The organism is Streptomyces sp. XY006 (genome assembly GCF_002237655.1).
GTDB classification, from domain to species: domain Bacteria; phylum Actinomycetota; class Actinomycetes; order Streptomycetales; family Streptomycetaceae; genus Streptomyces; species Streptomyces levis.
The window spans coordinates 1-23,264 of the sequence record NZ_NOKT01000055.1; the positions used below are offsets into that span (position 1 = coordinate 1).

14 protein-coding genes are annotated in these 23,264 nt (G+C 71.5%); 9 read left to right on the forward strand and 5 right to left on the reverse strand.

Annotation, left to right across the window (positions count from 1 at the left end; all coding sequences use genetic code 11):
- Positions 1 to 370: 370 nt before the first annotated feature.
- From ychF to CHR28_RS36515, 5 genes are all read left to right on the forward strand, one after another.
- On the forward strand, positions 371 to 1,459 hold the full coding sequence (gene ychF, locus CHR28_RS36490; protein WP_094058021.1) for a redox-regulated ATPase YchF: 1,089 nt from the start codon (positions 371 to 373) through the stop codon (positions 1,457 to 1,459).
- 1,523 nt (positions 1,460 to 2,982) lie between these two features.
- The gene (locus CHR28_RS36495) at positions 2,983 to 5,616 is read left to right on the forward strand and encodes a LamG domain-containing protein (RefSeq protein ID WP_256984605.1); all 2,634 of its coding nucleotides are present in this window, start codon (positions 2,983 to 2,985) and stop codon (positions 5,614 to 5,616) included.
- A 131-nt stretch (positions 5,617 to 5,747) separates the two neighbouring features.
- Positions 5,748 to 12,254 carry an RHS repeat-associated core domain-containing protein gene (locus CHR28_RS36500; protein WP_094058022.1) on the forward strand — a complete coding sequence of 2,169 codons (6,507 nt, stop codon included), beginning with the start codon at positions 5,748 to 5,750 and terminating at the stop codon, positions 12,252 to 12,254.
- Between the two features lie 6 nt (positions 12,255 to 12,260).
- A complete protein-coding gene (locus CHR28_RS36505; protein ID WP_094058023.1) occupies positions 12,261 to 12,953 on the forward strand; it encodes a hypothetical protein in 693 nt (230 codons plus the stop codon).
- Between the two features lie 576 nt (positions 12,954 to 13,529).
- On the forward strand, positions 13,530 to 13,766 hold the full coding sequence (locus CHR28_RS36515) for a colicin immunity domain-containing protein (RefSeq protein WP_179272696.1): 237 nt from the start codon (positions 13,530 to 13,532) through the stop codon (positions 13,764 to 13,766).
- Here the strand turns inward: CHR28_RS36515 and CHR28_RS36520 are convergent.
- The 4 genes from CHR28_RS36520 to CHR28_RS36535 form a co-directional block, all read right to left on the reverse strand.
- Entirely contained in the window at positions 13,761 to 14,162 is a 402-nt protein-coding gene (locus CHR28_RS36520; protein WP_094058026.1) for a hypothetical protein, read from the reverse strand. The two genes, CHR28_RS36515 and CHR28_RS36520, sit on opposite strands and share 6 nt — an antisense overlap.
- Positions 14,159 to 14,791, reverse strand: coding sequence for a class F sortase (locus CHR28_RS36525; protein WP_094058027.1), 633 nt, complete (start codon positions 14,789 to 14,791; stop codon positions 14,159 to 14,161). Before CHR28_RS36525 ends, CHR28_RS36520 begins: the two co-directional genes overlap by 4 nt.
- 28 nt (positions 14,792 to 14,819) lie before the next feature.
- Positions 14,820 to 15,647 (reverse strand): DUF4397 domain-containing protein, encoded by an 828-nt coding sequence (locus CHR28_RS36530; RefSeq protein ID WP_094058033.1) that lies wholly within the window; start codon positions 15,645 to 15,647, stop codon positions 14,820 to 14,822.
- Between the two features lie 107 nt (positions 15,648 to 15,754).
- Complete coding sequence (locus tag CHR28_RS36535; RefSeq protein ID WP_094058028.1) at positions 15,755 to 16,366, reverse strand: RNA polymerase sigma factor; 612 nt, start codon at positions 16,364 to 16,366, stop codon at positions 15,755 to 15,757.
- Between the two features lie 356 nt (positions 16,367 to 16,722).
- On the opposite strand from CHR28_RS36535, the gene CHR28_RS36540 reads away from it, so the two are divergent.
- The 4 genes from CHR28_RS36540 (at position 16,723) to CHR28_RS36555 (ending at position 21,933) form a co-directional block, all read left to right on the forward strand.
- A complete protein-coding gene (locus CHR28_RS36540) occupies positions 16,723 to 17,967 on the forward strand; it encodes a MerR family transcriptional regulator (protein WP_094058034.1) in 1,245 nt (414 codons plus the stop codon).
- 335 nt (positions 17,968 to 18,302) lie between these two features.
- Positions 18,303 to 19,487: a lycopene cyclase family protein gene (locus CHR28_RS36545; RefSeq protein ID WP_094058035.1), complete on the forward strand. Its 1,185-nt coding sequence runs from the start codon at positions 18,303 to 18,305 to the stop codon at positions 19,485 to 19,487.
- Positions 19,484 to 20,293 (forward strand): methyltransferase domain-containing protein, encoded by an 810-nt coding sequence (locus CHR28_RS36550; protein WP_094058029.1) that lies wholly within the window; start codon positions 19,484 to 19,486, stop codon positions 20,291 to 20,293. The genes CHR28_RS36545 and CHR28_RS36550 overlap by 4 nt, the downstream gene beginning before the upstream one ends.
- A gap of 131 nt (positions 20,294 to 20,424) precedes the next feature.
- Positions 20,425 to 21,933, forward strand: a complete 1,509-nt coding sequence (locus CHR28_RS36555; RefSeq protein ID WP_179272697.1) for an FAD-dependent oxidoreductase — start codon at positions 20,425 to 20,427, stop codon at positions 21,931 to 21,933.
- Positions 21,934 to 22,132: 199 nt separating this feature from the next.
- On the opposite strand, the gene CHR28_RS36560 is transcribed toward CHR28_RS36555, so the two are convergent.
- Positions 22,133 to 23,137 (reverse strand): DUF5914 domain-containing protein, encoded by a 1,005-nt coding sequence (locus CHR28_RS36560; protein WP_094058031.1) that lies wholly within the window; start codon positions 23,135 to 23,137, stop codon positions 22,133 to 22,135.
- Positions 23,138 to 23,264 lie beyond the last annotated feature (127 nt).

A 23,264-nucleotide genomic window follows, 5' to 3' on the forward strand; every position in this document is an offset into this window, starting at 1 on the left:
GGGCCGTCGCACCGGCGCCGCACGGCGCTGCGCCCCCGGCGGCCGGGCCGCGCGCACGGGCCCGCCGTCCGCCCGAGCGGAAGCGCCGCCCGCCCGTGCGGGAGTGCCGCCCGCCCCCCGTTTCACCTGAGGCGGCAGGGGCGGCCTCGGCCGGTCACGTCGCGGTCCGTACTGGGCAGGTCGCGTCCTGTATTGCTCCACTGCACCAACTTAGGTCGTTCAATATGCCGAATAGCCCGTCAGACACGCCGTGGGCCGAGGCTTGGCCAAGCGTTCGATACGCCGCCCGGGGCGGTTCCGGACACGCCGTAGACTGGTGGATCGGCCGGTCCCCTGGCCCCCTGGCCCTCCACTCACGGGAAGTCGCAACGTGTCGCTCACGATCGGAATCGTCGGCCTGCCCAACGTCGGCAAGTCGACCCTGTTCAACGCCCTGACCAAGAACGACGTGCTGGCGGCCAACTACCCGTTCGCCACGATCGAGCCCAACGTCGGTGTCGTCGGCGTGCCCGACCCCCGGCTGACCAAGCTGGCCGAGATCTTCTCCTCGCAGCGGGTCCTGCCGGCCACGGTCGACTTCGTCGACATCGCGGGCATCGTCCGCGGCGCCTCCGAGGGTGAGGGCCTGGGCAACAAGTTCCTGGCGAACATCCGCGAGTCCGACGCGATCTGCCAGGTCATCCGTGCCTTCAAGGACGAGAACGTCGTCCACGTCGACGGCAAGGTCTCGCCCAAGGACGACATCGAGACGATCAACACCGAGCTGATCCTGGCCGACCTGCAGACCATCGAGAAGGTCCTGCCGCGCCTGCAGAAGGAGTCGCGGATCAAGAAGGACATCGCGCCGAAGGTCAAGGCCGTCGAGGAGGCCAAGGAGATCCTGGAGAAGGGCGACACCCTCTTCTCCCAGGGCATCGTCCAGGGCACCGAGCGCGCCGAGCTCCTGCACGACCTGCACCTGCTCACCACCAAGCCGTTCCTCTACGTCTTCAACGTCGACGAGGACGAGCTGACCGACGAGGACTTCAAGAACGAGCAGCGCGCCCTGGTCGCCCCGGCCGAGGCGATCTTCCTCAACGCCAAGCTGGAGGCGGACCTCGCCGAGCTCGACGAGGACGAGGCCCTGGAACTCCTCCAGTCCGTCGGCCAGGAGGAGCCCGGCCTCGCCACGCTGGCCCACGTCGGCTTCCGCACGCTCGGCCTGCAGACGTACCTCACGGCCGGCCCCAAGGAATCCCGCGCCTGGACCATCAAGAAGGGCGCCACGGCCCCCGAGGCCGCCGGCGTCATCCACACGGACTTCCAGAAGGGCTTCATCAAGGCGGAGGTCATCTCCTTCGACGACCTGGTGGAGACGGGTTCGGTCGCGGAGGCCCGCGCCAAGGGCAAGGCCCGCATGGAGGGCAAGGACTACGTCATGCAGGACGGCGACGTGGTGGAGTTCCGGTTCAACGTGTGACCGCGTGACGGGTTGCGCGTCCCCCGCTTCCCGCACGTCCCAGGATGGCTTGAATCTGCTCCCTGCGGTCGGCGTCATGTGGGGGAGGCCGGCCTCGTCGCCGGACCTGGGAATTGTCGGGGGTCGGTCAAGTCGACGTGATCTGAGGTCACTTGATGCCCAGGTCCGGAGGTGGCGCTGTCACTTCTCGGACAGGATCGTGCGGCTGACGCTCCCCACTCTGTCCGGTTCGACGTGCAACGCTGCGACATGACGCCATGTCACCGACCTGATGAAAAGCGCAGGTCAGCAAGGGCTCGCCTCTTCGGAGGCGGGCCCTTGCTCGTTTCGGACGGGCTTGACCAGCCCTTGGCCCCTCTATTTACTTGCCCGGACATTTGAAGATCGTGTGAAGTTGGGCGGGGGAAGTGCGCATACGTAGGCACAACAGGTCGATAGGCCGGAGAAGACGGAGATCCGGGGGGATCACGTCTGGCGCAGCCGGACTCACGGCCCTGGCCCTGCTGGCGTCCTTGCCGGCGCTGACGGCCGCAGCCTCCACGGCCCAGGCGGCACCGCAGTCGGCCGACAGCGGCACGAGCACGCACGCGAGCGCGAGCGCCAAGGCCGTGGAGACGGGCAAGCAGGTCGAGGTCACCGGTGAGCGGACCGAGTATTCGACCACCCTGGCCAACCCGGACGGGACGTACACGCTCACACAGTCGGCGGTGCCGCAGCGCGCCAAGGGGGACGACGGCCAGTGGCAGGCGGTCGACGCCACGCTGGTCAGGCGTGTGGACGGAACCGTCGGCCCCAAGTCCGCCGTGGTGGACCTGTCGTTCTCCGGGGGCGGCGACGGAGCACATCTGATCAAGCTCGGCACCGCGCAGGGCAGCGTGCGCCTCGGTTGGTCGGGCAAGCTCCCGGAGCCGAGGCTCGACGGCACGAAGGCCGTCTACCCCGAGGTGTTCGACGGAGTGGACCTGGAGCTGACCGCCACCGCCGAGGGCTACCGCGAGGTGCTCGTGGTCAAGTCCGCGAAGGCGGCGGCGAATCCGGCGCTGGAGCACATCAAGTTGACTGCCACGGCGGCCGATCTGCGCATCGCGGAGGGCGCGGGCGGTGGACTGCGTGCTCTGGACCAGGACGGCAACGCCGTCTTTCGCGGACCGGCCGGCCAGATGTGGGACTCCGCCGGCCAGGAAACGGGCCCGAGCACCCAGTTGCTCTCCGCGGCAGCGACCGACCCGGCTCCGGACGCCCCGGTCGAAGAAGGCACCCAGCCCGGCGCCGGGGACGCCAGCGCCGTGATGCCGGTGCACGTCGACGACCGGACGGTGTCCGTCAAGCCGGACCTCGACCTGTTGCGCGGTGAGGAAACGGTTTACCCCGTGTACATCGACCCCTCGGTCGGTCTCGGGAGGTCGGAGCGCACCGTGCTGTCCTCCGACGGCGACAAGTTCTGGCAGTTCAACGGCGACTACGGCGTCGGCCGGTGCAGCGTGTCCGGGCCGTACTACTGCGGCAACAACTACACGAACCGCATGCTGTTCGAGTTCTCGCCGTCGAAGCTGGCCGGCAAGTACGTCCTCGACGCCACCTTCCGCGCGTACGAGACCTGGTCGTTCTCCTGTGAGCCCAAGTGGGTGGACCTGGAGCGCACCGACAACATCTCCGAGGGAACCCGCTGGCCGGGCCCGGCCCAGCTGGACCAGATGGGCGACCGGCACATGTCAGCCGGCCGCGGCGACAACTGCTCGCCCGACCAGCCCGATGCGTGGGTCGAGTTCAACGACAACCCGGAGGAGTCGGACGAGAACCTGGCTTCGACGGTGCGCAAGTTCGCCGACGGCAAGATCCACCGGCTCACCTTCATGCTGCGTGCCAAGGACGAGGGTGACCCCTCGGCGTGGAAGCGGTTCGACGACAACGCCGAGCTCAAGGTCAACTACGCCTACAAGCCGGGCGTGCCCACCGATGTCGGCGTCATCCCGGGCGACGGCACCACCGCCTACTGCAAGACGTCCTCCTCCGATCCGCTGATCGTCACCCGGATCGACCCGATGGTGCAGGCCCGGGTGCAGACCCAGGTCGAGCACAATGACGGTGACGAAGAGGGCTCGTTGCAGGCCGAGTACATCGTCGAGCGCGGTGACGACGCCGCCTGGCACCAGGTGTGGTCGGACTACCGGCCGGACTCCGGCTGGGATCCGGACGGCACCCTGGAGAAAATGCGCACGACCAACCGTGCGGACGGCGGCCTGTACCGGCTCAAGGCGCGCACGCAGTCGCACTGGTCGTACGGAGGCAAGTCGGGTGACCTGTTCTCGTCGTACTCCAAGTGGTGCTACTTCAAGATCGACTCGACGGCGCCCAAGGCCCCGGTGATCACCACGGGCAGTCCGTACACCGCGTGCAACACAAACCTGTGCGAGGGCAAGGGCGGGCCGGGTGTCCCCGGCAGCTTCACCTTCAAGCCCAACGCGGCCGACAAGGACATCGCCGGTTACCGCTGGCGGCTGCTGACCACCACCGCCAAGGAGACCAAGACGGTCAGCGGCTCCACGGTGACCGTGCCGAACGTGACGCCGTCGCTGTCCGGCACCCAGGTGCTGTCGGTGGAGGCCAAGGACGTACGCAGCCGGTGGGGCGCCCCCGCCGAGTTCACCTTCAAGGTCGCCCCCGCCTCCGGTCCTTCCGGTACCTGGCACTTCGACGACGGCGCTCCGGACTCCGGTGTGACGGTCGCCAAGGACACCGCCACCGAGGGCACGCGGCACGACGCCACGCTCCACACCGCCGGTGCGGGCTGGTCGGGGCTGGCCCGTCGCGGTGACGCGGACTATTCCCTCTGGATGGACAGCTCGGTTCCCGAGAACCAGAAGGCGTACGCGGCCACGGCCACCCCGGCCGTGAACACCAAGGACTCCTTCACGCTCTCGGCGTGGGCCTATCTCACGGACGCCTCGCAGAACCACGTGGTGCTCGCGGCGCCGGGAACCAACGCCTCTGCGTTCACCCTGTACTACTCGGCCTCGTACAAGAAGTGGGTGTTCAACCGGACCGCGGCCGACGTGAAAGACGGCCAGACCTATCTGCGCTCGCTCTCCGACACCGGTGAGCCGCCGGTGAAGGTGTGGACGCACCTGGCCGGTGTCTTCGACACCCAGGGGGACACGGACAAGACCAACGACACCATCCAGCTGTTCGTCAACGGCCGCCCGCAGGGCAAGCCGGTCGTGCTCACCTCGCTGTCGACCGCGTACACGCCGTGGGTCTCCACCGGAGGCATGCAGTTCGGCCGCTCACTCGTGGGCGGCACCTACGGGGAGCACTTCCGCGGCCGTCTCGACGAGGTGTCCGTGTGGCAGCGGGCGCTGACCGCGGACGAAGTCACCGAGCAGGCACAGCTGACGGAGAACGGCGTCCCCTTGCACGAACTGGTGGCGCACTGGGACGCCGCGGCCTCCACGGGCACCGAGATCAAGGAGCTGACCTCGTATCCGGCCGGTCCGATGAAGCTGTCGGCCTCCGGTGCCGTCCTCGACACGGAGAACGACGCCCTGGTCCTGGACGGCACGGCAGGCTACGCCTCGGCGACCGGCCCGGTCGCCGATGAATCCGGCTCCTTCACCGCCACCGCACGCGTGCGGCTCGACTCCGCGAAGCTCGGGGCCAAGCCCGTCGGCTACCAGGCCCAGGTGGCCGGTCAGCAGGCGAGCGCCGGAGAGTCCTCCTGGGCGCTGTGGGTCGTCAAGCCCGCAGACGACGTCTACCAGTGGAAGTTCACCCGCACCGCGCTCGGCGCCGACGGCAAGATCACCCAGAGCGCCGAGGTGCCCGGGGGTGACATCGCCGAGGTCGACACCTGGGTGCAGGTCACCGGCGTCTTCGACGCTCAGGAGGCCTGGGAGTGGACCGATCCCGACGGCGGGTCCACCGAGTCCAAGTACGGCAAGCTGCACCTGTATGTGGGTGAGTTCGACCAACCCACCGAGGGTGACGCAGGGTTCACCGCACCTCAGCAGGGTGCCGGCGCGATCACTGCGGGCCGCGGCAGCAAGGGCGGCAGCACCGGGCACCACCTGCCCGGCTCCCTGGAAGAAGTGCGCGTCTGGACAGGCGCGATGAGCGCCGACCAGATCGGCTCGCAGGTCCTCGGAGCGAGCACGCTCTGACGCTTCCAGCGCGCCGGGTCCGGGAGGTATCGCCCGGACCCGGCGGAGCCCCCCCCACACATCACCCCGACCCCCGCCGAGCGGGGGCGCAGCGCGCCCGCCTTCGCGCCGGGCGCAGAAAGAACACCCACATGAACCCCCTGGGGAAGTACCGGCTGCCGAGAAGCAGCCGGCCGGCAGCGGCCGGAACCGTCCGCTGGATGCCCGGCCTCGCGCTGGGCATGGGCCTGGCCATGCTGCCGGGCCTGCTGTCACCCGTCGCGTTCGCGGCAGGCGGGGACGATCCGCTGGGTCGTCCGACGCTGAAGGACGCGCGCTCGGCCGACGTGTCGCCGCTGACGGCGAAGGCCAACCGCGCGGCCGCCCGTGCGGTGACCGAGGGCGAGGCCGCCGACGCGGCCGCCGCCCGGCGTGCGCGCACCGACCAGAACCGGTCGGTGACCTGGCCCGGCAAGGGCACCGCACAGCTGACCCTGCCCGACAAGGGTGCGGCCAAGGCGGAGCCGGGTTCCCTGCCGTTGACGCTGGAGCCGGCCGCGGGCAAGAAGGGGGCGACAGGCTCGGTCCGGGTGAACGTCCTGGACCAGAAGGCGGCAAAGGCCTTGGGCGTCAAGGGCGTCGTCCTGACCCTCACCGGTCCGAAGACCGGCGGGCGGGCCGAACTCGGCGTCGACTACTCCGCGTTCGCCTCGGCCTACGGGGCCGACTGGGCCGGCCGGCTGCAGCTGCAGCGACTGCCCGACTGTGCACTGAGCGACCCGTCGGCAGCCAAGTGCCGTGCCCGGTTCCCGCTCGAGAGCACGAACAAGCGGGGCGCCGACGAACTGAGCGCACCGTTGGCCTTCGCGCCCGCCGCCCGCTCCGCGAGCACCGGTCCGATGATGGTCCTCGCGCTCGCGGCCGGGTCCCAGTCCGGTGCCGGTGATCTGAAGGCGACTCCGCTCGCCGCGTCCTCGACCTGGGAAGCGGGCGGATCGTCCGGCACGTTCACCTGGTCCTACCCGCTGCGCACCCCGCCGGCCGCGGCCGGACCGCAGCCGGAGCTGGAGATCTCCTACGACTCGGGAAGCGTGGACGGCCGCACGGCCTCGACGAACAACCAGGGCACGGCGCTCGGCGAGGGCTTCGACATCACCTCGTCGTACATCGAGCGGCAGTACGGCTCGTGTGACGACGACGGCCAGGACGACAAGTACGACCTGTGCTGGAAGTACGAAAACGCCTCGATCGTGCTCAACGGCAAGGCCACCGAGCTGGTCAAGGACGACACCAGCGGCACATGGCGGCTGAAGAGCGACGACGCCTCCACCGTCGAGCGGCGCACCGGCGCCGACAACGGTGACGACAACGGCGAGTACTGGACCGTCACCACCGGTGAGGGCACCGTCTACACCTTCGGCCTGAACAAGCTGCCGGGCGCGGGTACGGACGACCGCACCAAGTCGGTGTGGACCGTGCCGGTGTTCGGCGACGACGAGGGCGAGCCGGGCCACTCCGACGGTTCCAGCTTCTCGGGCCGGGACAAGAAGCAGGCCTGGCGCTGGAACCTCGACCTGGTCGAGGACACCCACGGCAACTCCTCCACGTACTGGTACGAGGACGAGGTCAACCACTACGACAAGCTCGGTGACGACACCACCGGCACCGCGTACACCCGCGGCGGCTATCTGGAGGAGATCCGCTACGGCCAGCGCAAGGGTGCCCTGTTCTCGGCCACTCCGGCGGCTTCGAACAAGGTGGTCTTCTCCTACTCGGAGCGCTGCCTCGCGAGCGGTACCGGCTGTGACGCGCTCACCGAGGACAAGCGGGACAACTGGCCCGACGTGCCCTATGACGCCATCTGCAAGGAGGGCGACAAGTGCACCGGGAACGTGGGTCCCTCGTTCTTCACGCGCAAGCGGATGACCGGCGTCACCACCTACGCATGGGACGCGGCTGCCACGACACCCGGGTACGCGGCGATCGACGGCTGGTCGTTCAAGCAGCTCTACCTGGACCCGGGCGACACCGGTGACTCCACCGACCAGTCGCTGTGGCTCGACTCGATCACGCACACGGGCAAGCGGGGCACCGACCTCGCCATGGACCCGGTTAAGTTCACCCACGAGTTCAGGCCCAACCGGGTCGACGGCCCCTCCGACGACATCCTGTCCTTCGAGAAGCCCCGTCTGAAGACCATCACCTCCGAGGCCGGCGCCCAGACGATCGTGTCCTACATGGAGGCCGACTGCGTCTACGGCCAGACCATGCCCGAGGTCGACGAGAACACCAAGCGCTGCTATCCGGTCAAGTGGTCACCCAACGGCGAGCAGGAGCCGATCCTCGACTGGTTCCAGAAGTACCCGGTCAGCGCGGTCTCGACGACGGACCCCTTCGGCGGCTCCGAGGCCGTCCAGCACAGCTACCAGTACTCCGGAGGCGGCGCCTGGCACTACGACGACGACCCGATGACGCCCGCCAAGAAGCGCACCTGGTCGCTGTGGCGTGGCTTCGAGAAGGTCACGCATCTCACCGGCGCGAGCGAGGGCACCCAGTCCAGGACGGTCACCGTCTACCTGCGCGGCATGAACGGCGACCGCGTTCTCGGAGCGGACGGCAAGACGCCTGATCCGGACAAGCGCAGGACCGCCAAGGTGACCGGCATCAAGGCCGGCGAGATCACCGACTCCGAGCAGTACGCGGGCTTCGTGCGCGAGACCGTCACCTACGACGGCACCGCGGAGGTCTCCGGCTCGGTGGCCGACCCGTGGTCCGAGCGCACCGCGACGCAGCACAAGTCGTACGCCGACACCGAGGCGTACTACGTGCGCACGGCCGCCACGCACGAGCGCACCCGTGTGACGTCCGGCGGCACCGCGCGGGACCGAGTGCGCACCACCGTCACCTCGTACGACGGCCACGGCATGCCCGAGACGGTCGAGGACAGGGGCGACGACGCGGTCAGCGGCGACGAGACGTGCACCCGCACCTGGTACGCGCGCAACGCCGACACGGGCATCAACTCCCTCGTCTCGCGCACTCGCAAGGTCGCGAAGCCCTGCTCGGTGACGGACTCGTCGCTCGACCTGCCCGCGGACAGCACGCGTCCCGGTGACGTCATCGAGGACACCGCGATCGTCTACGACGACCCCGCCGCCACCGGCTGGAGCGCCTCGCAGAAGCCGGTCCGGGGCGACGCGTCCTGGACGGGCCGCGCGAAGTCGTACTCCGCGGCCACCCCGGCCTGGCAGAAGGTCACCAGCACGACGTTCGACGCGCTGGGCCGCGCCCTGGTCGTGAAGGACACCAACAACCTGGCGGCGACCAGCGCGACCTACACGCCCGCCGCGGGCGGGCCGCTCACCGCTACCTCGACCGAGGACGCCAAGAAGTTCAAGACCACCACCAAGGTGGACATCGGAACCGGCTCGGCCGTGAAGGTCACGGACCCCAACGGGAAAATCACCGAGTCAGACATGGACAGCCTGGGCCGACTGACCAAGGTCTGGCTGCCGAACCGTTCCAGAGCGCTGGGCAAGACACCGAACCACACCTACGCGTACAAGGTCACGAACTCGGCGATGCCGTGGGTGGCGACCAGCACGCTCAAGGGTGACGGCTCCGGCTACAACACCACGTACGAGATCTTCGACTCGCTGTTGCGTACGCGCCAGGTGCAGTCCCCCAGCCCGGTCGGTGGGCGGCTGATCAGTCAGACGCTGTACGACTCGCGGGGTCTGGCGGTTTCCCGGCAGTCCGACATCTGGGACGAGCAGGCCGCACCCTCCGGTACGGCGGTGCAGATCGACGGTGGACAGGCACCCAGGCAGACCGACACCACGTACGACGGTGCCGGCCGGGTCGCCAAGGAGGTGATGAAGACCCACAACGTCACGCGTTGGACGGTCGAGAACACCTACACCGGCGACACGGTGACCAGCACCGCGCCCACCGGTGGCCAGGCCACGGCGGTGGTGACCAACGCCCTCGGGCAGACCACCGAGCGTCGTGAGTACGGCAGCCCCAAGCCTGAGGGCGCGTACACCACCACGGGCTACACCTACACCCCGGGCGGTGAGCGGAAGACCATCACCGGACCGGACAAGTCCACGTGGTCGTACGAGTACGACCTGTTCGGCCGTCTCCGCAAGATGACGGACCCGGACACCGGCACCACCGAGCCGCAGTTCGACGCGCTGGACCGGCAGATCAAGTCCACGGACTCGGAGGGGCGCATCCTCCTCACCGAGTACGACGATCTGGGCCGTAAGACCGGCCTGTGGAAGACCAGCAAGACCGATGCCAACAAGCTGGCGGCGTGGACCTTCGACACCCTGGCCAAGGGGCACCAGGACACGGCGACCCGCTACGACGGGGGTGCCACCGGCAAGGCATACATGGCGAAGATCACCAAGTACTCGGCTGAATACCAGGTCGAGAGCAGCCAGTTGTCACTTCCGGCCGACGACGAGCTGGTGAAGGCCGGTATCCCCCAGACGCTCTCCTTCTCCACCGGCTACCGCCTCGACGGCACGGTCTCGCAGGCCACACAGCCCGCGGTGGGCGGCCTGCCCGCCGAGACCGTCTCCTACACCTACAACGCGACCGGCCAGCAGCTCACGTCCAAAGGCACGAGCGGATACCTCCAGGGCGCCGCGTTCTCGCCGCAGGGCGATCTGCGCCAGCTCACCCTCGGCACGGACGGCACGAGCACCGCGAAGAAGGCGTACCTCAACTACGACTACGAGGACGGAACCCGGCGCCTCGTGCGCTCCTACGTCACCGACGACGTGCACGGCTACATGCCGCAGGAGCTGAAGTTCAAGCAGGACGACGCGGGCAACGTCACGTCGATCTTCGACGGCACCACCCAGGGCGGCACCACCAAGCCCGACTACCAGTGCTTCGCCTATGACGGCCACAGCCGTCTGACCGAGGCCTGGACGCCGAAGACACCCGACTGCGCGGCTGCCGGGCGCACCCAGGCGAACATCGACGGTGCGGCACCGTACTGGACGTCGTACACCTACAACGAGGCCGGTCAGCGCAAGACCGAGACCAAGCACACGGCCTCGGGCGACACGACGACCGACTACTCCTACGGCAACACGCCCACCAACCAGCCGCACCCCCTCACCAAGACGACGACCGGGGGCACCACTCAGAACTACGAGTACGACAAGACCGGAAACACCACCAAGCGACCCGGGCCGGCCGCCCAGCAGTCCCTCGACTGGAACGCCGAGGGCAAGCTGGTCAGGACGACCGAGGGGCCGGCCGAGACCACCTATCTCTACGACGCCGACGGTGAGCTCCTCATCCGGCGTGCGAAGGGAGACGGCGACACGGTCCTGTACCTCGGTGCCACCGAGGTCCGCCTGACGGTCAAGGGGACGGCCAAGACCCTCTCCGGTACGCGCTACTACGCCGCCAACGGACAGAACATCGCCTGCCGGACCGCTGTGAGCGGCACCTCGGGAAGCAAACTCAGCTTCCTGGCCGCCGACCACCACGGCACGTCCTCGCTCGCCATGGACGCCACGACCTTCGCCGTCGTCAAGCGCTACATGTCGCCGTTCGGCGCCACGCGCGGTCCCAAGGCCACCACATGGCCGGACGACAAGGGCTTCCTGGGCAAGCCGGCCGACGCGGCCACAGGCCTCACCCACGTCGGAGCGCGGGAGTACGACCCGGGGATCGGCCAGTTCGTCAGCGTCGACCCGGTGCTCTCCCTGGATCAACACCAGTCCCTGAACGGCTACGCCTACGCGGACAACAGCCCCGTCACGTTCAGCGACCCGACCGGCCTCAAGAAGGGCGGCGGTGGCCTGGGCGATCTGCTGGGCATCATCGGCGCCGTGATCGGCGGCGTGGTCGGAGCCGTGCTGGGCGTCGTGGGCGCCGTTCTCGGCGGCGGTGGCGGCGGCGGTGGCGGCGGTGGCGGTGGCGGTGGCGGCGGGGCCGGCACGGCCACGTATGCCAGCACCGGCACGACGACGTGCTACTACGCGATGGGCATGAACCAGTGCACCACGAGCGGTGGCGCACCGCCCATGACCGACAGCAACACCAACACCGGCAACAGTTGCGGCGGCACCGGCGCGGGCTACCCGGTCTGCCCCGGCATGATGGACGAGCAGGGCAACTCCGAGGTCCTCAAGGAGTTGCTGCTCATCGGCTGCGGCTGGATTCCGGTCGTGGGTACCGGCTGTGATGCGTACGACGTGAAGCGCTCAGCCGAGGAGGGCGACAACACCGGCACGCTCCTGGGCATGGCCGGCTTTCTGCCGATCATCGGCGACGCGATGAAGCTGCCCGACCAGCTCAAGGACCTGGAGCGGGTCGCGGATGCCGCGGAGGCCGCCAAGAAGAAGCCCGAGGGCGTCGGGGTGAACCCAGACGCTCCCAAGCCCCTGGGCCGGGGCAACACGGGCCGCACCGAGGCGCGCAACCTCAAGGAGCAGATCGCGATGAAGCAAGTGATGTCCGACCCCGCTGGCCCCAAAGCACGGGTCGTGCCGCTGAAGAAGGGAATGACCGACCAGCGCTGGCCTGGCGACGAGGGCTGGCAGAAGATGACCCAGAACATCGACGGCATCGAGATCCACTACGTCTACAATCCCCGGACCAGTGAAGTCGACGACTACAAGTTCAAGTGAGACACCATGATCATTCGTCGCACAAAGTACGCGGACGACGACTCCTCGTTCACCGCGGACCGCAGCTACGGCGTCCTGGGCGTCTCGCGCTACGAGGGTCGGCTCATGGCCCTCGTAAGGGATGACCACCGGCTTCCGGTCTGGACCGAGCTGTCCGATTTCGAAGTCGACGACCCGGAACTGCACGCGGGGTGGCGGGTCGACGCGTCTCTGCCGGACGAGGGCATCCTGCAGTTCTTGGCCGGCTACCGGGAACTTGTCGAAGACAGCGAGCACTATGACGCGCTGCTGGAGCGAGAGCCCGGCGCGCTGGCCGTGTTCGAGGACCGGTGGCGTGAGAACCACGGTCCCCTCGAACTGCCGGCGACGGACGACTTCATGTCGAACTTCGGCGTGGAGCCGACGGCGGCGGACGGCGGGGATGACCCGCACGACTCGCGTGAGCGCGGCCGGGTCTTCATTGAAGGAAGCGACGGTCATGCCGTCGCCCTGAAATGGGACGCCCCGGCACGCCGTCTGGCGTGCACGTGGACGCACGGGGACCGCACGGTCGCCGAGTTGACGTTCCCGGACACGTCACGGCTGTCGATCCGGGCCTCGGCCGAGGCCTCCGGTTTCGACGTGCACCACACCGGTACGCCGGGCCGCCGCGTGACCTGGATCCAGGTCTACCCGTACCTCTCGGTCGCGGACTTGTAGGCACAACTCCCATGAGGGCCCGTAGCGCCAGCAGTTCTCCAGGCGCTACGGGTCCCCTCGTATCCGCAGGAGGCCCGACAGAAACGGACCTCGCAAAGAAGTGCTGACAAATGCCCCTAAGGATCAGTTTCACGCCCGGCAGTCGCAGGGATGTCGGGGCCGGTCATGAGAAGGCGGGGGAGGCCGGCCGAATCGACCTGGCGACCCCCAGCGCGACAGGCTTGCGTTACGAATTCTTCGAGCACCCGGGCGACTTCACCGTGGACGGTCACGCGTTCCTTTCGGCCGTTCGCCCTTTCGATTTCACCGAGAACTCCTACGTCATCAGGCTGCAACTCGTGGGCCACCGGGTGTAGTTCACCTCGATGCGTGGTGTGTCGACGTCTCATCCGACCTGCTCGTTCGACGAGTACGTATCTGAGGACCGGTCATTCGTTACCGCTGGTGTGAATACCTCGAACATCATCACTCGGCACTGGCACGGAACCCGGCGATGGCTTCCCCGCGGGAACTGGCGGGTATCTGACCGCCATGGTGCCTCCGGCCGATGCGAGTGGACTCGCGCCCTACGTGGCCATGGCCGAGTTGTTCGTCTCCGGGCGGATCGACGCGGTGGGGTTCGAGGCGGGGTTCTGGGCCGAGTTCCGTGGTCTGAGGGGCATCTCCGACCGGGAGTTCGCCGTCCTCAACGAGTTGTTCTACGTCGTCGAGGACTTCGTGGCGGATGCGGCAGCGCGGGATCCGGGTGATGTGACGGAAGTCGAACTGCTGGCAGGGGCAAGGCGGTTCCTTGCGGCGTGCCGGGGGCTATGAGCAGCCGGGGCCTCCGAGCCGGTGGGGCGCTGCCTGCTGCTGTGCGCGCCTGCACCGGGAGCAGCGCGCGGCGGCGAGGGCGGCGGCTGTCGCGAGGGCCAGTAGGGCGAGGAGGGTGCGCTTTCGGCGGTCCGGGGTGTGCCGGGGGCGTTGGGGTGCCGTCGGTTCTGCGGACAGGTCCCGGGTGATGCGGTGCCAGACGCGTTCCGGGGGTGCGGTCGGGAGGTCGATCAGTTCCGCCGTGCGGGCCGCCTCGACCACGCGGGTCATCGTGTGGAGGTCGTCGCGGCAGCGGGTGCAGTGGGCGATGTGGTGGAGCGCCTCGGTGTCCGCGGCGGTGCGGGTGGCGTTGCCCAGGGCCAGTTCCACCAGGTGTGACGGGTCCACGTGGGTCACTGCGGCCTCCCGGGATCGATGGGCTCCGCCGTGACGACGAGGTTGGAGAGGTAGCCGCCGCGCTCGGGGACGTACGGGGGCGCGCAGGTGATGAGGGTGAGGACGGGCGGGCCCGAGCGGCGGAAGGCCGAGGAGGGCAGGTCGTCCTTGGGGACCGTGGTGCGGGAGACGATCCGGTAGCGCACGGGGTCCGCGCCCGCTCGGCGCACCTCGACCTGCTGGCCTCTCCGCACGTCGTACAGGGCGGCGAATTCCCCCAGGTCGCCGGAGTCCGTGTCGACGTGGCCGACGAGCACGGCCGAGCCTTCCGCGCTGCCCGGAGCCGGGCCGTAGCGGTACCAGCCGGCCGTGGCCGGGTCGCCGGGGATGGTCATGTCGCCCTGCTCGGTGACGCCCACCGGGGTGACGCGGGCGTCCAGGTCCACGTCGTCGATCAGGATGCGTCGTGGCGGGCGTTCCTCCGTCGCGGTGGCCGGAGGCTTCCGCTGTTCTTCCGCGGGCCGTTGCCGTGCGGCGGCCGTGGGGGCCGGGTGGTCCGCCGAGGCCGTCGCGAAGTCCTGGGGCGCTGCGGGCTGTTCGGGCGGCGGGCCCGTGAGGCCGATGGCGGCTGCCAGTGCGGCAGCCGCCATGATCCGCCCCGGGCGCCGTCGCCTGCGGTCACCCACGCCGGCCGGCGAGGCGGCGGGCCGTCAGGACGCCCGTCACCGTGACCACTCCGGCCGCGGCGGCCCAGGCGGGCCAGGTGTCGGAGGAGTTCGGGGTGACGGCGGCGCCGTTGCCACCCGCGTGGACGGCCTTGGGGGCCGAGGCCATGCCGCTGAACGACTGGGTCGCCAGCGCCAGGTTCTTGTCGTCGGCGCTGCCCCAGGCGTAGACGACGTTGCTGGTGCCCTCCTTCAGGGACAGGTCGGCCGGTCCGATGGCCACGGTGTCCGTGCCGGCCAGCACCACATCGGCGTTGACGGTGCCCGCGTCGACCTCGGCGGTGTCCTCCTTGGGGTTGGTCAGGTCGGTGAAGACGGGCTGTCCGCCGGCCCGGACGTCCACCGCGGGGGCGGCCGCGACATGGCGGACCGTCAGACGGGCCTTGCCCGCGCCGACCTCGGAGACGTCGTTGGTGAAGGCCGTCAGCTGGGGCTTGCCGTCGGCGGTCAGGTGCGCGGCGACCGTGGCGTTCCCGCCCTCGGGCACCTCGACCTTCTTCTCCAGGGCCGGAGTGCCCTCCGGGCCCTTGCCCGCTTCGAAGATCTTGATGTCGTAGGTGCCGGCGTCGAGGGACTGCGGGTCCGTCACCGTGCCGGGCTTGAAGTCGCTGAGCAGCTCGTCGCCGTTGGCGTACACGTCCACGGTCAGTCCGGGGATGCCGTGGAACACGGACACCATGGCCTTCTGCTGCTGGTCGGCCAGGGCCGGGGCGGCCGCCCCGAGGGCCAGGGCGCAGGCGCCGGCGGAGGCTGCGAGGGCGAGGGGGAATCGGGAGTTCATGGGGATCATCCCTTCAGAAGGAGTCTCCGTACGGTGCGGAGTCTCGGTCCCGTTTCGGGGGTGGTGGCCGCCTTGGATGCGCGGCCGGGCGGGCTCGTGCGCCGTTCTCACGCGCCCGGGCCGCCGGGCGCCGCGGACTGCTCGATCACCATGCGCAGGCGATGCAGGCCGCGGCGGGCGTGGCTCTTGACCGTGCCCAGGGGCAGACCGGTGCGGGCCGCGATCTGCGCCTGCGTCAGGTCCTCGTAGAAGGCCATGCAGAGCACCTCGCGCTGCGGGCGCGGCAGCCGGGACAGGGCGTCGACGAGCAGCACCCGGTCCAGGACGCGGTCCGGTGCCGAGTCGGCGTGCCCCGGGTCGGGGTCGGCCTCCTGGGCGGCCGAGTCGATGAGCGTGAGGCGCCTCGTCCGGGCCGCCAGCGCGTCGACGATCTTGCGGCGGGTGATGCCGACCAGCCAGGCGCCGAGCGGTCCCCGTTCCGGGCGGAAGCCGGCCCGGCCGCGCCAGGCGCCGATGAAGACCTGCTGGGTGACGTCCTCCGCCTCGTGGCTGTCGCCGAGCAGCCGGGTCGCCATGGTGTGGACGAGTGAGCCCCAGCGGCGGTAGATCGCGGCGAAGGCCTCCTCGTCGGCGGCCAGGAGGCCACGGGCCAGCTCCTCCTCGTACCGCGTCTCCTCCACGGGCGGGGCGAGGTTCGTGCGTCGCGTGTTGGTGATCATGGCCTGGTTCCTCCTGCCGGGCGTCGTGCGGGACGGGAGACCGTCTGCCGAACCGCACCGGTCGCTGTGCGAAGCGGCGACCCTGCGCTCGACGCCAGTGTTCGGCGCACAAACGACGCACGACAACATGCGTCGTTTGTGCGTCGTACAGTGGAGGTATGGCTGGAGCTGGACAGGGACGAGACGACGAGGGCGCGCCGAGGGGCGGCGGTGCGTCGGTGGGCGGCAGTGGGCCGGCTGGCGGTAGGGGGCTGGCGGGCGGTGGTGCGTCGGCTGGTGGTGGCGGGTCGGCGGGCGGTGGTGCGTCGGCTGGTCGCGGGCCGGCCGGGGGACCGGCGGTTGTGGGTGGCGGGGCCGTGGGTGGCGCGGGCGGCGGTGGTGGGGCCGTCGGCGGTGGTGCGGCCGGGGCCGGTCTCACCACCGGTGAGGTGGCCCGACGGCTGGGTGTCGCGCCCACGACGGTCCGTACGTGGGACCGGCGCTACGGCCTCGGGCCCGACGCGCACACCGGCGGCCGGCACCGGCGCTGGACCGCCGGGGACTTGGCACGCCTGGAGCGGATGTGCGCCCTGACGGCGACCGGGATACCGCCTGCCGAGGCGGCGAGGATGGTGCGGGAGGAGGCCCCGCCGGACGGGGGATCCGCCCCGGCGGGCGGACGTGTCGGCGGATCCTCGCCGGCTGGCTCCTCCGATCGGGTCTCACCGGAAGCGGACGAGTCCGGGGGGTCCGCCGGAGCCGGGCCGGAGGCGTATCCGGCGCGAGACGCTGCCGAAGCCGAGTCCGAGGCCGACCCGGCCGGTCGCCTCACCGGGATTGCGCCGGGCCCGGAACCGGCCGGTCCTGGTGGTGATGCGGCACCGCGCCGCTCCACTGTCGCCTCGACCTCCGGTTCCGGCTCCCCCTCCGCCGTCACCCGCGCCCGTGCCCGCAGTCGCGCCGGCAGCGGGCTGCGGCTGGGCGACGTACGCCAGGAGTGCAAGGGCATCGCCCGTGCCGCCCTGCGCCTCGACGCCGCCGCCCTGGACGAACTGCTGCAGTCCGCCATCGACGAGCACGGGCTGGTCACCGCCTGGACGGAAGTGATCATGCCGACGCTCCAGGCGGTCGGACGCAAGTGGGAGAGCTCCGGCGAGAAGTACGTCGAGGTCGAGCACTTCCTGTCCTGGCACGTCTCCGGTGCCCTGCGGCGCAGCACCCCCGTGTCGGCCGCCGACCGCCCGGGCGCCCTCACGGTGCTCGCGTGCGTCCCGGGGGAGAACCACACGCTTCCGCTGGAGGTGCTGGCCGCCGCGCTCGCCGAGCGGGGCCTGCCCGTGCGGATGTTCGGCGGTGCCCTGCCCGTCGAGTCGCTCGTCACGGCCGTGCGCAGGACCGGACCGGTCGCGGTGGCGCTGTGGGCGCAGTCCCGCGGCACGGCCAGTCGTCCGCTGGCTCAGCACGTGGCCGCGATGGAATGGGGGGTACGCGGTGCCCGACGCAAGCCGGTCGTCCTGACGATCGGGCCGGGCTGGGCCGGCGGCCGCGCGGTGCCGGGCCTGCCGCGTCCGACGGGGCTGGCCGAGGCGGTCGCGGTGGTGGAGTCGGTCGTGTCGCGGTAGCGCGGAGCGCCGAGCGTGCTGCTGCATCCGGACCCGCCCCAGGGCCCGAAGCGGTGGAGGAGCAGAGAGCGGAGCGGAGCGGTGTCGTCGACCCATGGGCGGGAGCGGAGAGTGGACGTGATCGGCGCACGGGCCGCGGCCTGCGCGGAGCGAGGAGCCCGGTGAGCCGCGCCGCCGATGCGACTTCGGACGGGGACGTCACCCCGCCCAGGGACATCACCTCGGACGGGGACGTCACCCCGCACCGGGACGTCACCCCGCGCGCGAACATCACCCCGCCCAGGGACGTCACCTCGGACGACGGCCTCACCCCGCACGACGGCCTCACCTCGGACGTGGTCGTTCTCGGGGGCGGTGCCGCCGGGCTCGGTCTCGCGCATCGGCTGATCGAGACCGGTACCGCCACCGTGACCGTGGTCGAGCCCCCGGACGGCCCCCTGCGGCCGCCCGAGCGCACCTGGTGTTACTGGGACGAGGGCCCCGGCGACTTCGACGAGGCCGTCACCGCGACCTGGCCCCTGCTGCGCGTGCACGCCCCCGACGGCGAGGCGCTCACCCTCGACCCGGCCCCGGCGCGCTACCGCATGGTGCGGTCCACGGCGTTCGAACGGCTGGTGCACGCGCGGCTGGCCGAGGCGCCCGGCGGGCGTCTGCTGCGGGCCGCGGCGGACACCGTGCGCGAGGGGCCCCGAGGCGCCGAGGTGCGGTGCACGGACCCCGACGGCCGGGCCCTGACCCTGCGCGCCCGGCATGTCTTCGACTCGCGGCCCCTGCCCGCGCCGCCGCCCGCCAGGACGCACCTGCTGCAGCACTTCCGCGGCTGGTTCGTCCGTACGGCCGCCGACCGGTTCGAGACCTCCGTCGCCGACCTCATGGACTTCCGCGTGCCCCAGCCCCGGCACGGTCTGGCCTTCGGCTATGTCCTCCCGCTGGCGCCGGACCGGGCGCTCGTGGAGTACACCGAGTTCTCCCGTACCCCGCTGACCACCGGGGCGTACGAGGCCGCGCTCGGGCACTACGCCCGCGAGGTGCTGGGCCTGGGCGCGTTCGTCGTGGAGGCGGCGGAACAGGGCGTCATTCCGATGACCGACGCGCGCTTCCCGCGGCGGACCGGCAGGTCCGTCTTCCGGATCGGGACCGCGGGCGGCGCGACCCGCCCCGCCACCGGCTACACCTTCGCCGCCGCCCAGCGGCACAGCCGGGCCATCGCCGCCGCCCTGCGCGACGGCCGCGGCACCGTGCCGCCCCCGCACGGACGGCGGGCGCTCGCCATGGACGCGGTGCTGCTGCGGGCCCTGGACACCGGGCGCGTCGACGGCCCGGCGTTCTTCACCGATCTGTTCCGCCGGACACCGACGCACCGCCTGCTGCGCTTCCTCGACGGCGCCACCTCGTTGCGGGAGGAGTGGGGCATCGGACTGCGCACCCCGGTGGGCCCGATGCTCCGTACCGCGGTCGAACTGCCCTTCCTGCCCCGCCGAACCCACCCCGCCCCAGGAACCGGAGAGAGCCACCGATGACCCTGCTGCGCGACCACGACCTGGCACGCGCCTTCGACCACGCGTCCCGCACCTACGACCGGCTCACCGCCCTCAACCCCGGATACCGCACCGACCTGCTGCGCTCGGCCCGCCGGCTGCGGCTGCCCCGGGACGGGGCCGGGCTGCACGTCCTGGACCTCGGCTGCGGCACCGGCGCATCCACCCGGGCCCTGCTGCGCGCCGCGCCCCGGGCGCGCGTCACCGCGGTGGACGCCTCGTCGGGCATGCTGCGGCGGGCGCTGGCCAAGCCGTGGCCGGACAGCGTGCGGTTCCTGCACCTGAGTGCCGAGGAGCTGACGACGGCCGGCGTGGGCCCGTTCGACGCGGTCTTCGCGGCCTACCTGTTCCGCAACGTCTCCGACCCGGACGCGGTCCTGCACTCGGTGCGGACGCTGCTGCGGCCGGGCGGGCGCCTGGCCGTCCACGAGTACAGCCTCGGCGGCTCCCCGGCGCACCGTGCCCTGTGGACGGCCGTCTGCGGGGGCGTGGTCGTCCCGGCGGCCACGCTCACCGGTGACCGGGCCCTCTACCGGCACCTGTACCGCAGCGTCCTCGACTTCGACACCGCGTCCGCCTTCACCGCCCGGCTGACCCGCGCCGGGTTCTCGGATGCGCGCGCCCTGCCCCTCGCCGGGTGGCAGACCGGCATCACCCACACCTTCGTCGCCCGCAACGGCACCGCCGCCGCGGTGGAGGGCGCGCTCGCCCGCGACGGCTCCACCCCAGCGGTGGAAGACACCCTCGCCCGCGACGGATCCGCCCCGGCCGTGGAGGGCACCCGATGAGCCCCCGCACCCCCGGCACGGCCCGGCGCAGCACCGCCCACCACGGCACCGCCCACCACGGTTCCGACGGCCACGGCGCCACCCGCCACGGCACCGCCCGGCGTGGTCGCGACCGCAAGGCCGACGTGCTGATGCCCGCGCTCGGCCGGGACCGGTTCGACCCCGCCGACGCCCCCTCCGTCGCCGTCGTCGGCGGCGGGATCGCCGGTCTCGCCGCGGCCACCGGACTGGCCGAACGCGGCGCCCGCGTCACCCTCTACGAACGCGAGGAGTCCCTCGGCGGCCGCCTCGCCGGTCACCGCACCCTGCTGGCCGACGGCTCCGAGGCGACCATGAGCCGCGGCTTCCACGCCTTCTTCCGCCAGTACTACAACCTGCGCGGCCTGCTGCGGCGCACCGACCCCGGCCTCGACCGCCTCACCCCGCTGCCCGACTACCCCCTGCGGCACAGCGGCGGACTGACCGACAGCTTCGCCCGCGTCCCGCGCACCCCGCCCCTGAGCGCCCTCGGCTTCGTCGCGCTCAGCCCCACCTTCGGCTGGCGCGACCTCGCCGCGATGGACGCCCGGGCGGCGCTGCCGTTGCTGGACGTGCGGGTGCCGGAGGTGTACGAGCGTTTCGACGGGGTCGGCGCGACGGACTTCCTCGAACGGGTCCGCTTCCCCGAGGCGGCGCACCACCTGGCCTTCGAGGTGTTCTCGCGCAGCTTCTTCGCCGATCCGCGCGAACTGTCCGCCGCCGAGCTGATGCTGATGTTCCACATCTACTTCCTGGGCTCGTCGGAAGGCCTGCTCTTCGACGTGCCCGGCGAGCCCTTCCCGCAGGCCCTGTGGGACCCGCTCGGCGCCTACCTGCGGCGCCTCGGCGCGGACCTGCGCACCGGCACCCCCGTCGACGCGGTGGAACCCGCCGGCACCGGCGGGGCCGAGGTGCGCCACGGCTCCGGAACCGACCGGTACGACGCGGTGGTGCTCGCCCTCGACACGGCCGGGCTGCAACGGCTCGTCGCCGCCTCACCGGGCCTCGGCACCGCCCCCTGGCGCGACGGCATCGCCGCCCTGCGTACGGCCCCGCCGTTCCTGGTCTCCCGGTTCTGGCTCGACCGCCCGGTCCACGAGGACCGGCCCGGCTTCCTCGGCACCAGCGGCTACGGCGGCCTGGACAACATCAGCGTCCTGGAGCGCTACGAGGGCGAGGCCGCCCGCTGGGCCGGGAAGAACGGGGGATCGGTCGTGGAACTGCACGCGTACGCGGTCCCGGACGGCGCCGGCCGGCAGGCCGTGCAGGACGATCTGCTGGGGCAACTGCGGCGGGTGTACCCGGAGACCCGTCAGGCGCGGGTCGTCGACGCCCGGCACGAGTGGCGCGAGGACTGCCCGCTGTTCCGGGTCGGCACGTACGGCAGCAGGCCCAGCGTGCGCTCCCCGCACCCCTGGCTGACGCTGGCCGGTGACGGAATCCGCTGCGACCTGCCCGTGGCCCTGATGGAACGCGCCGCCACCACCGGCTTCCTGGCCTCCAACGCCCTGCTCGCCGGGTGGGGCGTACGCGGCCAGGTGCTGTGGACCGTGCCCCGGGCGGGCCGTTCCCCGGCACTGCGAGCACTCAACGCCCTCGCGGGACACCCGGCCCCGCGCTGACACCCGGCCGCCGGACGGGCCCGGGACGACCCGCACAGGCCCGTCCGGCGGGGTCACCTCGGCCGGGAACCACCTGGGGGCCCGAGCCCGGATGCCCCGGCTCGGCAAACCCGGCCCATGAGGCCCGGCTCGGCTCACCGGACCTGGGCCCCGACTCGGCATACCCGAGCCTCGATGCCCCGGCCCGGCGCTCCGGCCCTCACCCCGGGAAGCGTCCCGTGCTGCGCAGTGCCCAGCGGCGTTCGGCGTACGCGAGGTCGTCGCGCCACAGGCGTCCGGCCGTGTGCCGCATCAGCGGGCGCAGCACCGGCGCGGCGGCCCGGGCCAGGGCGAAGCCGCGGCGGTCCGAGGTGGCCACGACCGCCTCGATCACGGCCGTGCGCGGTTGTGCGTCGCCCTCGGCGGTCAGCGGCGTGGCGTGGGTCTCCACGACGGACGTGGCGCCCTCGCCGTCGACGATGCGCATGACGACCGTGCGCGGCTCCGGCGCGGTGAACTCCGCCCGCACCGGCACGACCAGACGGCCCGCCACCCGGAAGGAGACGTCGACGGCGAAGGCGTCGTCCTCCTCGCCCCGTGGCTCCCGGGCCACCGTCAGATCCACGAACGAGTACGGGTGGAACCAGGACCCGTGCCACGGGTCGAGCCGGTTGGCCACCACGTCCTGCGGCTCGCACCGCCCGACGCCCGAGTACACCGCGTCCACGCCGCTGCCCGCCGCGGGCCGCTCCGGGATCACGGGCAGCTCGGTCGGTTCCTCGCCGCCGACCGCGTCCAGCCGCACCCAGACCAGCACCCCGTCGTCATGGACGGGATACGGCTGCCAGCCGGCGAACGGGGCGCCGTCCAGGGCCAGTCCGTGCCAGTGGCACACCAGCGTGCCGCACACCACCCGGCTGTCCCGCAGCGGAGCGCCGAGGTGCGGGCAGACGCCGCTGCCGCCGCGGAGCTCACCCGACTCCGAGCGCCACAGCACCACCTCGACACCGCCGACGGTCCGGCCGCAGGGGCCGCCCGGGCGGACGTCCCGGGAGGCGCCGGCCACGAACCAGTTGCCGGAGGGCCGGGCGGAGGCCCGTTTGAGCGCGTCGGCGATCAGCGCCGGACGGGCCGCCCGCCAGGTCGGCTCCTGCTCGGCCCAGCCGGGGCCGCGGCGCCGCCGCAGCGGTGAGGTCCAGCGCGCCTTCGCGGAGCGGTCAGCCATGGCCCCTCTCCTTCCCTTCCAGCAGCGCGGAGCGCGGCGCGGGCGCCGCGTGCGGCAGCCGGGCGCGCCACCGCGCGCCGGCCACCCGCAGGACCCCGGCGGCGGCGGTGGCCGCACGCCGCCGGCG

Bases quoted from the DNA above. Each gene is read 5' to 3' on its own strand.
- CHR28_RS36535 (WP_094058028.1), bottom strand. From the start codon at position 16,366: ATGATCACCAACACGCGACGCACGAACCTCGCCCCGCCCGTGGAGGAG.
- CHR28_RS36555 (WP_179272697.1), top strand. From the start codon at position 20,425: ATGCCCGCGCTCGGCCGGGACCGGTTCGACCCCGCCGACGCCCCCTCC.
- CHR28_RS36560 (WP_094058031.1), bottom strand. From the start codon at position 23,137: ATGGCTGACCGCTCCGCGAAGGCGCGCTGGACCTCACCGCTGCGGCGG.
- CHR28_RS36500 (WP_094058022.1), top strand. From the start codon at position 5,748: ATGAACCCCCTGGGGAAGTACCGGCTGCCGAGAAGCAGCCGGCCGGCA.
- CHR28_RS36495 (WP_256984605.1), top strand. From the start codon at position 2,983: ATGCTGTTCGAGTTCTCGCCGTCGAAGCTGGCCGGCAAGTACGTCCTC.
- CHR28_RS36515 (WP_179272696.1), top strand. From the start codon at position 13,530: ATGGCCGAGTTGTTCGTCTCCGGGCGGATCGACGCGGTGGGGTTCGAG.
- CHR28_RS36550 (WP_094058029.1), top strand. From the start codon at position 19,484: ATGACCCTGCTGCGCGACCACGACCTGGCACGCGCCTTCGACCACGCG.
- CHR28_RS36525 (WP_094058027.1), bottom strand. From the start codon at position 14,791: ATGGCGGCTGCCGCACTGGCAGCCGCCATCGGCCTCACGGGCCCGCCG.
- CHR28_RS36505 (WP_094058023.1), top strand. From the start codon at position 12,261: ATGATCATTCGTCGCACAAAGTACGCGGACGACGACTCCTCGTTCACC.
- CHR28_RS36530 (WP_094058033.1), bottom strand. From the start codon at position 15,647: ATGAACTCCCGATTCCCCCTCGCCCTCGCAGCCTCCGCCGGCGCCTGC.